Origin of the sequence: Rothia sp. HMSC065B04 (assembly GCF_001812285.1) — a bacterium.
Taxonomy (GTDB): Bacteria; Actinomycetota; Actinomycetes; order Actinomycetales; family Micrococcaceae; genus Rothia; species Rothia mucilaginosa.
Genome location: NZ_KV808406.1, coordinates 405,130 through 418,080, shown reverse-complemented (window position 1 = coordinate 418,080; position 12,951 = coordinate 405,130). Strand labels below are relative to the sequence as shown.

11 protein-coding genes are annotated in these 12,951 nt (G+C 61.6%); 6 read left to right on the top strand and 5 right to left on the bottom strand.

Translation table 11 applies throughout. From position 1 onward, the window contains the following. The first annotated feature begins 150 nt into the window (after positions 1-150). From HMPREF2845_RS01800 to HMPREF2845_RS01785, 4 genes are all read left to right on the top strand, one after another. Positions 151-1,104, top strand: coding sequence for a 1,4-dihydroxy-2-naphthoyl-CoA synthase (locus tag HMPREF2845_RS01800; RefSeq protein ID WP_070633744.1), 954 nt, complete (start codon positions 151-153; stop codon positions 1,102-1,104). Positions 1,105-1,292: 188 nt separating this feature from the next. Further along, positions 1,293-2,663, top strand: a complete 1,371-nt coding sequence (locus HMPREF2845_RS01795) for an AMP-binding protein (RefSeq protein WP_070633743.1) — start codon at positions 1,293-1,295, stop codon at positions 2,661-2,663. Between the two features lie 122 nt (positions 2,664-2,785). Continuing rightward, entirely contained in the window at positions 2,786-3,700 is a 915-nt protein-coding gene (locus HMPREF2845_RS01790) for a 1,4-dihydroxy-2-naphthoate polyprenyltransferase (protein ID WP_049356262.1), read from the top strand. Between the two features lie 102 nt (positions 3,701-3,802). Further along, a complete protein-coding gene (locus tag HMPREF2845_RS01785; RefSeq protein WP_070633742.1) occupies positions 3,803-4,246 on the top strand; it encodes a PLD nuclease N-terminal domain-containing protein in 444 nt (147 codons plus the stop codon). Positions 4,247-4,371: 125 nt separating this feature from the next. Here HMPREF2845_RS01785 and HMPREF2845_RS01780 read toward each other — a convergent pair whose 3' ends face one another. From HMPREF2845_RS01780 to HMPREF2845_RS01770, 4 genes are all read right to left on the bottom strand, one after another. Then, positions 4,372-5,061 carry a histidine phosphatase family protein gene (locus HMPREF2845_RS01780; protein WP_070633741.1) on the bottom strand — a complete coding sequence of 230 codons (690 nt, stop codon included), beginning with the start codon at positions 5,059-5,061 and terminating at the stop codon, positions 4,372-4,374. Between the two features lie 158 nt (positions 5,062-5,219). Beyond that, positions 5,220-5,318, bottom strand: a complete 99-nt coding sequence (locus HMPREF2845_RS09075) for a 30S ribosomal protein bS22 (RefSeq protein ID WP_005504750.1) — start codon at positions 5,316-5,318, stop codon at positions 5,220-5,222. A 263-nt stretch (positions 5,319-5,581) separates the two neighbouring features. After that, complete coding sequence (locus HMPREF2845_RS01775; protein ID WP_070633740.1) at positions 5,582-7,678, bottom strand: FadR/GntR family transcriptional regulator; 2,097 nt, start codon at positions 7,676-7,678, stop codon at positions 5,582-5,584. Positions 7,679-7,771: 93 nt separating this feature from the next. Continuing rightward, complete coding sequence (locus tag HMPREF2845_RS01770; RefSeq protein WP_070633739.1) at positions 7,772-8,956, bottom strand: ArsR/SmtB family transcription factor; 1,185 nt, start codon at positions 8,954-8,956, stop codon at positions 7,772-7,774. Positions 8,957-9,366: 410 nt separating this feature from the next. On the opposite strand from HMPREF2845_RS01770, the gene HMPREF2845_RS01765 reads away from it, so the two are divergent. Both HMPREF2845_RS01765 and HMPREF2845_RS01760 read left to right on the top strand, forming a co-directional pair. Continuing rightward, positions 9,367-10,992 carry a TrkH family potassium uptake protein gene (locus HMPREF2845_RS01765; RefSeq protein ID WP_070633738.1) on the top strand — a complete coding sequence of 542 codons (1,626 nt, stop codon included), beginning with the start codon at positions 9,367-9,369 and terminating at the stop codon, positions 10,990-10,992. Continuing rightward, positions 10,985-11,647, top strand: a complete 663-nt coding sequence (locus HMPREF2845_RS01760; protein ID WP_005504725.1) for a potassium channel family protein — start codon at positions 10,985-10,987, stop codon at positions 11,645-11,647. The genes HMPREF2845_RS01765 and HMPREF2845_RS01760 overlap by 8 nt, the downstream gene beginning before the upstream one ends. Positions 11,648-11,862: 215 nt before the next feature. On the opposite strand, the gene proC is transcribed toward HMPREF2845_RS01760, so the two are convergent. After that, positions 11,863-12,708, bottom strand: a complete 846-nt coding sequence (gene proC / locus HMPREF2845_RS01755) for a pyrroline-5-carboxylate reductase (RefSeq protein ID WP_049327496.1) — start codon at positions 12,706-12,708, stop codon at positions 11,863-11,865. Positions 12,709-12,951 lie beyond the last annotated feature (243 nt).

Sequence of the window (12,951 nt, the reverse complement as noted above, 5' to 3'; positions counted from 1 at the left end):
CAATCTCTAGGGCCCGGGCCGCACACACGCGGTCCGGGCCTTCCTATATGCTCGGCAACCTGATTCGCTATGCTAGGCAACCTGATTCGCTATACCGGGCAACCAAGTTCACAGCCTCAGACAGCGCCCGGGCAACGTAGAATAGGGTCTATGACTGCACAACTTCCCGAAAAGGTCTCGGACATCTTCAACCCCGCCGACTGGCGCGTCGTCGAAGGCTTCGAAGACTTCACCGACATCACCTACCACCGCCAGGTTGAGCGCAACGAAAACGGCGAAATCCTACGCGATCTGCCCACCGTGCGCATCGCATTCGACCGCCCCGAGGTCCGCAACGCATTCCGCCCGCACACCGTGGACGAACTCTACCGCGCCCTCGACCACGCCCGCATGACCTCCGACGTAGGTACCGTACTGCTCACCGGCAACGGCCCCTCCGCCAAGGACGGCGGCTGGGCGTTCTGCTCCGGCGGCGACCAGCGCATCCGCGGCCGCGACGGCTACCACTACGCCAGCGGCGACACCGCAGAAAGCATCGACCCGGCACGCGCAGGCCGATTGCACATCCTGGAAGTGCAGCGCCTCATCCGCACCATGCCCAAGGTCGTTATCGCCCTCGTCTCCGGCTGGGCTGCAGGCGGCGGCCACTCCCTGCACGTGGTAGCTGACCTGACCATCGCCTCCGAAGAGTACGGCAAGTTCAAGCAGACCGACGCAACCGTCGGCTCCTTCGACGCGGGCTACGGTTCGGCACTGCTCGCACGCCAGGTGGGTCAGAAGTTCGCCCGCGAAATCTTCTTCCTCGCCAAGGAATACGACGCACAGCGCATGTACGAAATGGGCGCAGTCAACGACGTAGTCCCCCACGCAGAACTCGAAAACAAGGGCCTGGAATACGCGGCGCACATCGCCCGCCAGTCCCCGCAGGCAATCCGCATGCTCAAGTACGCCTTCAACCTGCCTGATGACGGCATGCTCGGCCAGCAGGTCTTCGCCGGTGAGGCAACCCGCATGGCGTACATGACCGACGAGGCCGTGGAGGGTCGCGACGCGTTCTTGCAGAAGCGTGACCCGGACTGGTCCAACTACCCCTACTACTTCTAAGAGACAGTCCCCTCTACAGAAGTAGTTTCAGATGCATAGGCTCGGAGCCGGATTCAACCCTGAGAACCTCAGCTAAGAATCCGGCTCCGGCGCATTTGATGCCGCCCCTCTCTTTTTCCCCGCCCCGGCATATGACACCGGCGCATAACAGCACGCAGCCGCTACCAACAGCCGCTAAGGATTTAGCCATGATGAACACCCCCGTACCCGGGCTCATGCCCTCCCCCGCCCCGCAGGAGGCTGCCCTGCACCCGCAGGCGGTACAGGTGCGCGCCGACCAGCCCGCCGACCCGCACACCATGCTGGGCGCCTTTGAGCAGCTACTGGGCAGGTACGCGGCGGATGCTGGTGCGGGCGCGGCTGCGGAGCCTATTGCCCTGGTGGTGGGCACCTCCGGATCCACCGGAACCCCCAAACGCACCGCACTGACCGCGCGAGCTCTTGCCGCTAGCGCGGCAGCCACCGAGCGCTTCTTCGGCTCAAACTCCGATGCCGCCTCGCAGTGGCTTCTGGCTCTTCCGGCGCACTATATTGCCGGCGCGCAGGTGCTCGCCCGCTCCGTGCTCGCAGGCACCGCCCCGGTCATTGCCCGCTCCGTGACCGAGCCCGTGCACTTTAGCCCCGAGGTTTTCCTGCAGGCGGTTGAGCGCATGAGCTCGGCACGCCGGTTTATCTCCCTGGTGCCCACCCAGCTCCATAAACTGCTCGAAAGCGCGGACACCAACCCGCACCTGGGCGCTGAAATTCACGAGGCGCTCGGCTCCTTCACTGGCATCCTACTCGGAGGCGCCCCCGCCAGCGCCGACCTGCTCGCCGCCGCCACCGCCCTGGGGCTGAACACGGTGACCACCTACGGCAGTGCCGAAACCGCCGGCGGATGCGTCTACTCCGGCTCCGTACTGCCCGGCGTGCGGGTTAAACTCGTCCCCGAAGAAGGTATGCCCGCCGTACCGGATATTGAGGGGAAGTCGGCGAATGAAGAGTCTGTGCAGGTGGGCCGTATTTGGATCAGCGGTGCGCACCTCGCCAGCGGCTACATTGGCGACGCCACCCGCACCGCCGAGCACTTCTTCACCGCCGCCGACGGCACCCACTGGTACCGCACCGACGACTACGGGCTGTTGAGCCCTGCAGCGGCGCCCAACAGCAACAAGAACTGTAGTGAGCAGCGCCTGCAGGTGCTCGGCCGTAGCGACGACGTACTCATCAGCGGAGGCGTAAAAATCTCCGCCCGCGCCGTGGCGACCGTCCTCGAAGAGCACCCCACCGTACGCGAAGCCTGCGTAGTCGGCCTACCCGATGCCCGCTGGGGCACAGCCATTGCCGCCGCGGTCACGCTCGTACCTTCTGCCGGTGCCGCGGTTGCGCCTACCGAGAATCGCCCCGCCCTGAACGAAGAACTCTGCGCCCTGCTGCGTGCCCGCTGCGCCGAAAAGCTCGGCGCCCCCGCCGCACCCAAGCAGCTGAGCATCCTGCCGGATTTCCCGCTCACCAGCACCGGCAAGCCGGACCGCGCAAAAATATACAGTATCCTGGACAGAGACTACCGTCAGGGCTAAAGCAGGCTCATCCGCGGGTTTTCACCCCGCACACGCAGTCGCACGCCCTGACCGTCACCGTCACAACCCGTCTCATCACAAAACCCACGCATCATACGCACATAGACCCGGAAGGAACCCCCGTGGCAACTGCCGCCCAATGGATTGAAGGCGCTCGCCTGCGCACCCTGCCGCTCGCCGTCGCCCCCATTATTGCCGGCTCAGCTGCCGCCTACGAGGTCAACGAATTCAAGCCGCTCTACGCATTCTTGGCGTTCCTCGTCGCGTTCTTCCTGCAGGTCGGCGTGAACTACGCCAACGACTACTCCGACGGCATCAAGGGCACCGACGAAGACCGCGTAGGTCCGCTACGCCTCGTCGGTTCCGGCGTGGCAAGCCCCCGCTCCGTCAAGTACGCCGCCTTCGCCTGCTTCGGCCTAGCGATGCTTGCCGGTCTTGCCCTGGTGGCTCTGGCGAACCAGTGGTGGTTCCTGGCGATTGGCGCCTCCAGCGTCTTCGCGGCGTGGGGCTACACCGGCGGCAAGCACCCCTACGGCTACATGGGCCTGGGCGACGTGTTCGTCTTCGTCTACTTTGGTCTGGTCGCGACCCTGGGCACCCTCTACACGCAGGCGCACGCCCTGACCCTGCTCGGCTGGGTTGGTGCTATCGGCATTGGTCTGATTTCCTGTGCGCTGCTCATGGCGAATAACGTACGTGACATTCCCACCGACATTGAGGCGGGCAAGCTGACCATGGCGGTCCGCCTTGGCGAACGCTGGTCGCGCATCACCTACATCGTGGAGATGGCGTTGGCACTGGGCCTGGGTGTGCTCCTGCTCGATGAAAACCCCTGGTTCCTGCTGATCTTCCTGCTGGTCGGCCCGACCATCCACTCCTGCGTGACCGTGTGGACGCGCGGCGGCCGCGACCTGATTCCCGTGCTCAAGCAGGCGGGTATTGTGGCGCTCGTATACTCCGTGATCCTTGCCCTCGCCGTGTGGCTGGGCTCGCTGGACATTATTAGCCACGAGGTTCAGGTGTTCACCGGTTACTAAGCCGACGTACAAATCTGCGCCGGATTACCGCGCCATTACGCCGCTAGCGGGCACCCGGTTCACAGTTCCGCAATAACGCGGCGGTATGTCATAGTAGTGCTTATGATTCGAGCCATGCTGATTATTGGCGGCGCCGCCCTCATCGTGGGGCTGACCCTCTACACCCTCTTGGACGCCGTCCGCACCCCCGCACACGAGGCGCGAACCCTGCCCAAGTGGCTGTGGGTTCTCGTCACCCTGCTCTTCCCCGTGGTGGGCCCGCTCATGTGGCTTATCCTGGGCCGCCCCAAGGCACAGCCCGCAGCAGGCGCTCCTCGCCCCGGCTTCGGTCAGCGACGCAACACCCCGGCACCCTCGGTATCTTCCCCCGACGACGATGAAGAGTACCTGCGCTGGCTCAAAGCAAAAGCAGAACGCGAACGCCACAGCCGCGAAGCAGAATCGAACAACAAGCAGGATTCTGCTCATAAGGATTCCGAGCCTAAGGACCCTGAGCTTAAGGATCCCGAGGACGGCACGCCGAATCAGGGTAACGGGCAGAACTAGTCAGGACAGCTAGGCTCGCACCCCTAAAGGTTTACAGTAAGAGGCTGTGAGCGCATCCGCAACGGATGGGCTCACAGCCTCTTACTATGCTCAAAAACAGCTTCAGGAACTAGCTACCGGATGTTTCAGCTACCGGGCAGCTGAATCACGCCACCGTACAGCGGCGCCGCAGGCTCCGAATACCCCACAAAATGCGGCATCTCATGCTCAAAATCAGTGGTGCTAAACGCCAGAGTCGTAATCGACGCCAGGTTGCACTCACGGGCACGCGGGTCATGCTGCAGCATACGGCCCTCAACGCCCAGGCGAGTAATCCAAATCGGCAGCTGGTGCGACACAATAATCGCCTCCGCACCCTCACCGCCGCGCTCGTAGGCGGTACGCGCCGCATCCTGAACAGCCGCAGCCATACGGCGAATCTGATCCAGGTACGACTCACCCCAGGAGGGGCGCGCCGGGTTGTACAGCTTCGTCCAGTGACGCGGTTTCCTCAGCAGCTCCTGCGCGTTCACGTGCAGACCCTCAAAGTAGTTATCCGCCTCAATGACGCGCTCATCCGGCTGCGCGGTCAGACCCAGCAGCTCCTCAACCGGGGCGGCAGACTCACGGGTACGCTGCAACGGCGAGCAGACCAGATGCACGAAACGGGCGCCTCGCTCAGCACGAGCCGCGAACTCCTCAGCGCTCAGACGCACCATCTGCTGGCCCTTATCGGACAGACGGTAGCCGGGCAGACGGCCGTACACGATACGCTCGGGGTTGTGCACCTCGCCGTGACGCATGAGGTGAACTTTAATGGTGGAAGTTTCAGTCATAATCCCAGTCTCTCAGATAGCGCGCCGCACCCCAAACAAGTGACCCGCACATACCCTCTACAAATACAAAACCTGGCGTACAAAACCCGGCCCGCCAAAACTGCAGGAACGCGAAAACCCCGCCTCTCCATACGGAGGGCGGGGCGAAAGAAGTCTATTTACTTCTTGTTGCGGCGCTGGTGGCGGGTCTTACGAAGCAGCTTGCGGTGCTTCTTCTTGGACATACGCTTGCGGCGCTTCTTGATAACGGAACCCATAGGATTTCCTCACTTTACTCGTACCCGGCCGAGCCATTCGACTCGGTAGCTACCCGGGGATATTTATACCGGTATAACCGATCCAAAACGCATTTTAGGCACAGAAATACCCTTGCGTTTTAGAGCGCTACCTACCTAGAGTACTAGGTTTACCCCCATTTTCACCATTCGAGAGCGGCTTTTCAGGAGTTTTTCCCTGAATTTCCGCTTTTCCCGCGGGTATATCGAGGATATCTCGGGGCGAAAACGGGGATTCGGTAGCCCTAACGGCGCTTCTTCTTCGACTTCTTCGAGCCCTTAGCGCGGCCATGAGACAGCACCGAACCGGAAGAAGCTACAGCATCCTCAGGAGCGCTCTCCTCAGCCGAGGAGGCGACCTCTACCGATTCCGCAGCCGATTCCTGGGCGGGATTAGAAGCCTCAGCGGGTTCTTCAAGCGGCTCTTCTACCGAAACCTCTTCAGCGGCGCTTTCCTCAGCCGCCTCTTCTTCAGCCGCCGCATGCAACGCCTTCAAACGCTCAGCACGCTCAGCCTCGGCACGAGCCAGCGCCTCCTCATCAATGACGGGCTGGGACTCGGGCTTCGTTTCAGCCTTCAGGACCTGCTCCTTCTCGGCACTCTCCTGCGCTTCGTCATGCTCAGGTTCGTACACATCCACGCCAAAGAAACGCTTCATCTTCGAGAAGATGCCGCCGCGCTCCTGCACCGGCTCCTCATGCGGAAGCTTCTCGTAAGTATCGTGAATGGTCGCTGCCGCCTCAAGGCGGGTAGGCTCAGCAGGCTGAACGGCGGGCGCCTCCTGGCGCGCAGGGGCACGCAGAACATTCTCAGCCGATTCAGACTCCGCAGGAGCCGCGGCAGTCACAACAGCCGCGGGACGCGCGGTACGGGCAGGCGCAGTCAGCACCTTGCTACGATCCACAGGCTTAATGATGGTCGCACGCACCGGGGAAACAATCTGGCCGCTACGACGACGCGGAGCCGCCGTGGAGGCGCGCAGAACCTTCGCGGGACCCTCAGCCTCTTCCTGCGCGTACGCGGCAGGGACACTCGGCAGCTGACCGCTGGGGGTCTGGGAGCTGAGAGTCTGCGAGCTGAGGGGCTGGGAAGCGAGAGTCTGGGAGCTAGCCGCTACAGAAGCAACCGGTGCCGCAGAAGCAGCCGGGGTAACCTGCGATACCGAGGTGCTACGGCGCGGGGTGCCGAAGCTCAGCGGCACATCCGCGCTCACCGAATGAGCGGTAGGCTGCGCGGGAGCAGCAGGAGCTGCAGGAGCTGCAGCAGGTGCGGGCTGAGCAACAGCGGGAATGGAACGTTCTACCTTGTCAGAGCCAGAAGCGTTAGAGCTAGAAAGAACCTCGGCAGGCTCATCAACCCGATCCACAGGAGTCTCAGCAGCAGTCTCCTCAATGTAGACAATATCGCCCTCAGGCACCGTGTACTCCACGACAGAAGACGGAGCAGAAGCCTGAACAGGCTCAGCCGCAGGCTCCACAGAAGCGGGTGCCGCAACGGGTGCATCTGCGGCGGGCAGACCCTCCACATCAGCGAAGGACGGGTCATCCTGCATCAAATCATCAAAGTCATCAGCGGCAAACTCATCCACATCAACCGGCGCAAACTCAGAAGCAATCGGCTCACCCGGCAGACCATTCGCAGAGGTCGCCTCCTGCTCCAGGTCAATACCGGCATCGGAATACATGCCGCGCAGCTGACCAATCACCATGGCACGCGCAGTCGCAGCGTCGCCAGCCTTCAGAGCCTCCGCAATAGCGCGACTCTCAGCACGCAAACGCTCCACAGCGCTACTCCACAGCGGCATACGGCCCACCAGCGACAGCATCGACTCAAAGCTAGGCTGACGCACCGACGCGAGCAGACCCACCAGCAGCTCGTTACCACCGCAACGCATCACCTGGTGGTGGAACGTCAACAGAAGCTCCAGGAAGTCACGAATCGACAGGTCGAAGTCTTCCATCTGCTCCAGGACCTCGTCCATCTCCGCGAAGGAGACGGTTTTCGGGTCAATACGCGCAATCGCCCAGCTTTCCAGCAGAATACGGGTCTGCACCAGGTCACGAGTCGGGTAACGCGAACTGGACATGTGCAGGCGCAGAGCGGCACTCGCGGCAGCGGCAGGCTCATCACTCAGGTGTACCAGCATTTCCTTGCCGCGGCCGTTGTACAGCTGCACCAGATCCATATCTTCCAGGGTGCGCAGAGCCTCGCGAGTGCGGGAACGACCCACACCAATAGCGCGCGCAATCTCGCTATCGCTGGGCAGGTCCTGACCCAGCTGAATATTGCCCTCGAACAGTTCGTTCTCGAGCCAGCGCAGAATTTTACGATGAATAGCCACGTGAATGCGTCTTTCGGTTAGATAAAGGTGAGTGAGAGTGTGTGTGCTTTATCGATAAGTTATGCCGGAGGTTGAACGGCGTCAGGGCGCGCCTTAGCGGCGGCGGCCACGCAGGAAGCCGAAGAGACCACCGCGATGGGTGTCCTTCGCCTCGGTACTGGTCGTCTCAGTGCTGGGGCGGTACACCGAATCGTAGGCGGGCATGGTCTGATACTCAGCCTCTTCAGAGGAGGGCTCAGACTTGCTTTCAGCCTTGTCAGACTCTTCTACAGCGGCCTTCTCGGGGGCAGATTCTTCAACTGCAGGCTTCTCAGCAACTACGGTTTCTTCAACCGAGGGCTTCTCCTCAGCCTTTTCTGCAAGCTGTTCGTTGACAGTCTTCTCAGCCACCGCAGGCTCCTCGGCAGCAGGAGCTTCGGGGATCACAGCGATAGGCTGAATCGAACCACCCACAACCGCAGCCGGGTCAATACCGTAAGACACCGCAGCCGCAGGCTGAGCGATTACCACCGGCTTATCCTCTACGACAGGCTTCGCCTCAGTGGTCTTGGTGGTCTCAGCGGGCTTCACCTCAGCGGATGCCGCCGGGGTAGCGGGCTGAGCGGGGGTTGCCAACGCCGCGGGGGTCACCCCAGCATCGTAACCGTACGATGCGGGAGTGAAGGGGCGCATCGGGGTGCTGTCCACTGCCTCTTCCTGCGGGGTAGGCTCAGTAGCTCCTGCCTTCTCAGCGACAGCTTCGGAAGCGGCACTCTCAGCAGCCTGCTCCGCAGGGCGCGAGTAGATGCGCGCGCTGGGGGTCAGGTACTGTGCGCGGGCGCGCTGAATGCGAGCCTGCTCGATTTCCTCGGAGGTGGGTGCCTCAACGGTGAGAGTTTCGGAGTCGGTCGCCTCGGGCTTCGGAGCACTCTTTTCGGAGGTCTTCTCGACCGGCTTCTCAGCTGCCGTCTTATCGGAGGCAGATGCAGTCACGCCACCGGGCAGTGCCACGGGTGCGTGCGCCTCATTGGACTGACGTGCAATCTGAACGGTCTCGTTGATCCACTCGGTCACGGTGGCGAATACATCCGGGTTCAGGGAGTAGAGGCGACGCTGCCCCTCCACGGTCACGGAGACCACATCTGCATCGCGAAGGACTTTCAGGTGCTTCGAAATGGTCGGCTGGCTCATGCCCAGCTTTTCAACCACTGCACCCACCGTGTGGGTTTGCTCAGCGAGAATACGCACAATTCGGCGGCGAGTCGGATCCGCGATGACAGAAAAAACATCAGAATGCATATAGCGATTATGACATATAAAGTGACGCCTCAAGCTTAGAATGAGGCTGATACAGAAATTACCTTCAAAAATTCTGAAAGACCGCTGAATGCTACCTCAATATGAAGCACTGAAGGGGAGAAAAGCATGAAGTGCCTATCACATCTCGTGGAGATTTCCTGTATCTCATCCTAGGCATATGCGAGCCACCCAGACCCTCAATACTTATATAGCTAATTCAGAATATATAGTTTTCGTGGTTCCACCCACAAAACCAACCGCACGCCTTCTCCAAGCTCACATATTTACCCCCAAACCACCAGAGCCTCAACCCCCTCAGTAGGCACCCGGCGCGATACACTAGAAGGCGTCAAAACAGGCACATATCCGCCGCCCAACACACCAACACCCAGACCCGCTGAAGGAGGCGCATGGGACGCATACTCCGCCGCACCCGGCGCCGACACCACCACCCCCAGGGCCAGCTCAACCGCCGCTGGGACACCCTCAGCGGCACCACATCCGTGCCTCAAAAGCAGCAGGTTCACCGTAGTCGACGCGACCGTCTCGAGGCCGAAAACCTTAGCATCCTCACGAGTGTGCCCGGTATTGACCTCGATCGTCTGCTTGCCCTACGCGACCACGTGAGCGAAACCTCCGAGGTTCAGCGTAAGCGCGCCCCCATGGGGTTCAATCTGCAGACCCTCGAACGGTTCCGTGACTTTATTGACGTGACCGTTCTTGCCTCGCCTTCGCGCACCGCAATCACTGCGTTTCTGCTGGTCATCATCTTCTTTACGCTCACCTTGCTACTGCCCATCTCCTCCAATGATGGGCAGCCCGCGCCTTTCCACCACGCATTTTTTACCTCTACCAGCGCGGTGACGGTGACCGGCCTGACTACCGTCTCCACCGCCGAGCAGTGGTCCACCTTCGGTCAGGCAATGATTCTTGTGGCTTGTCAGGTCGGTGGTTTGGGTACTCTGACCATTACCTCCCTGCTGGCGCTGGCTATCGGCCGTAAGATGGGTCTGCGCACCAAACTCATCGCACAGGAAGACCTGAACATCAGCCGTCTTGGCGAGGTCGGTGGCATCATCAAGAGCGTCTCCTATGCTTCATTCTCCATCGAGGCAATCATTGCGCTTGTGCTGATTCCTCGTTTCCTGACCCTCGGCGAAGACCCGTTCCAAGCCATCTGGCACAGCATCTTCTACGCTATTTCAGCTTTCAACAATGCAGGCTTCACTCCGCATTCCGACGGCATCGTGCCTTACGGCCATGACCTTTTCCTGCTCGTGCCCATCTGCGTTGCGGTGTTCTTGGGCTCGCTCGGTTTCCCTGTTTTCATTGCGATTCAGCATCATCCTTTCCGCCCCCGCCACTGGTCGCTCACCGCGAAGCTGACCACCGTCACGACCCTGTTTTTCTTCGCCTTTGGCGCGTTCTTCTGGGGTCTCTTCGAGTGGAACAACCCCGCCACCATCGGTGACTACTCCGCAGGCGACAAGGTTCTGAACGCCATTTTTGCTTCTGTAATGATGCGTTCGGGCGGCTTCAATCTGGTCGATATGAGCAGCATTACCCCCGTCTCCACGCTCCTGACGGACATGCTCATGTTCATTGGCGGTGGCTCCGGCTCGACCGCGGGTGGCGTGAAGGTCACGACCATCGCCGTGATTGCCCTGTCTATCCTTGCTGAGGCGCGAGGCGATCAGAAGGTTGTCGCGTTCAACCGCACCATCCCCGAGTCCTCCCTGCGTATTGCTATCTCCGTGATTGTTATGGGTGCTACCGTGGTAGGTGTCGGCGCCGCGTCGATTCTGATTATTAGCGGCGCGGACCTCAAGGAGGTCATTTTCGAGGTCATCTCCGCCTTCGCGACCTGCGGCCTCTCGAATGGTCTCTCCTCCAGCCTGCCGCCGGCCGGTATCTACGTGCTCAGCGGCCTGATGCTCATTGGCCGTGTGGGCACCACAACCGCCGCGACCGGCCTGGCGCTGCGTTCACGCCGCCGCCTCTACAAGTTCCCCGAAGAAAGGCCCACCATTGGCTAGTGCACATAACGCCCCCGTCCTCGTGATTGGTCTGGGACGCTTCGGCTCCGCGGTGGCGGCCCAGCTGCGCCTGCAGAACAAGGAGGTCCTTGCTATTGAGAAGGACCCCGAGCTGGTGCAGAAGTGGTCCGGCGTGCTGACGCACGTGGTCTCCGCCGACGCGACCGATATCGACACCCTGCACCAGTTGGGCGCGGACGATTTCGGTTCCGCCGTGGTGGGTGTGGGCACCTCCGTGGAGGCATCCGTGCTAATTACCGCGAACCTCGTGGACATTGGTGTGGAGCGTATTTGGGCGAAGGCTATTACCCCCGCGCACGGCAAGATTCTGGAGCGTATTGGCGCGCACCACGTGGTCTACCCGGAGGCGGACGCCGGCCGCCGCGCCGCGCACCTCGTCTCGGGTCGACTGCTGGACTACATTGAGTTTGATGACGACTTCGCGATTGCGAAGATGCGCCCGCCGAAGGAAACCCACGGCTTTACCCTCGCCGAGTCGGATATCCGCTCCAAGTACGGTGTGTCCGTGGTCGGTATTAAGTCGCCCGGTGAGGACTTCACCTACGCGGATGCGACCACCCGCATTCACTCGCGTGACATTCTGATCGTGTCCGGTCAGGTGGACCTGATTGAGCGTTTCGCGGCGCGACCCTAAGCGCGTTTTTCCTCGCTGCGGCGATTATCTTCCCCAGCTCTGCTGGTTTTGAGGAGCCGCGGTTGAGTAGCCCACGATTAGACATAGAAAAGCAAATAGGCATAGAAAAACAGCCTCTTCCCGCTAAGCCGGGAAGAGGCTGTTTTTCTATAGTTTCAGCTAGTCAGGGGGATGCTACCGGACGGTATTAGTCCCCGCTGATTAGCTTCCGCTGATTAGTCCTCATCAGCGGTGTACAGCTGGCTCATTTCTGCCGAACGTGCCGCGCAGGCGCGCATCGCGTCCTCGGTCAGCTGGAAGAGGCCACCGTCCACGAAAGTGTTCAGTGCACGCTCGGTGGTGCCGTTCGGGCTGGTCACGGCGCGGCGCAGGGCGGGCGCATCCGGGTTGGTGTCGAGCAGGAAGCCCGCACCGGCGACGGTTGCGCTGGCAAGCTTGAGGGCGGTGTCTGCGTCCAGGCCGAGCTTCTCACCGGCGGCTGCCATTGCCTCCGCAAGCAGGAACGCGTATGCCGGGCCGGAACCGGAGACGGCGGTGACCGCATCCATCTGGTCTTCGCGGACCTCAACAACCAGACCAACGGTGCCCAGGACCTCTTCGACGAGCTTCTTCTGCTCGTCCTTCACGGTGTCGGTGGTGGAGATGGCGAGCACGCCCTTGCCCACGGAGGAGGGGGTGTTCGGCATGCAGCGAACAATGGGCTGACCTGCGGGAAGGCACTCAGCGAGGGTTTCGAGGGTCACGCCAGCAGCAACGGACACCACAACAGCGTTCGGTGCGAGGGCGGGTGCGATATCGCGGGCAAGCTCAACGATGCCGTAGGGCTTCACGCCGAGCAGCACGACGTCTGCGTGGGCGGTTGCCTTGTGGTTGCCGTCAGCTTCGCCGCCGGTGGTGATAATTTCGACCTTGTCGCCGAGGCGCTGGGCGAGGGCGGCACGAGATTCTTCGCTACGCACGGTGGCGCGGATGTGGGCGGGGTCGTGGCCTGCGGCGAGCAGACCCGCGGCGATGGAGCCGTTCATGGAGCCGGTGCCGAGAAAAGCAATAGTTGCGGTCATCGTTGATCCTTCCTAATGGAGTGCCTGCGCCGGGTGCCGGCAGGCGTGCCGCCGGTGTGTTCCGGGGGCTACTGTTCGGTGCGCGGCGGGCGCGTGGAGGCGTACCCTTCCAGCATAGCGGGTGCGGCTACGGGCATGTGACCTGGCTCGTGTTTCTTCCGCGTTTTCTGGGCGGCGGCTTCACCTCATGCTTCGTGACCCAATGCGCAGGGCTCCGCTTCTCACGTTCTGGCATGCCGGGGA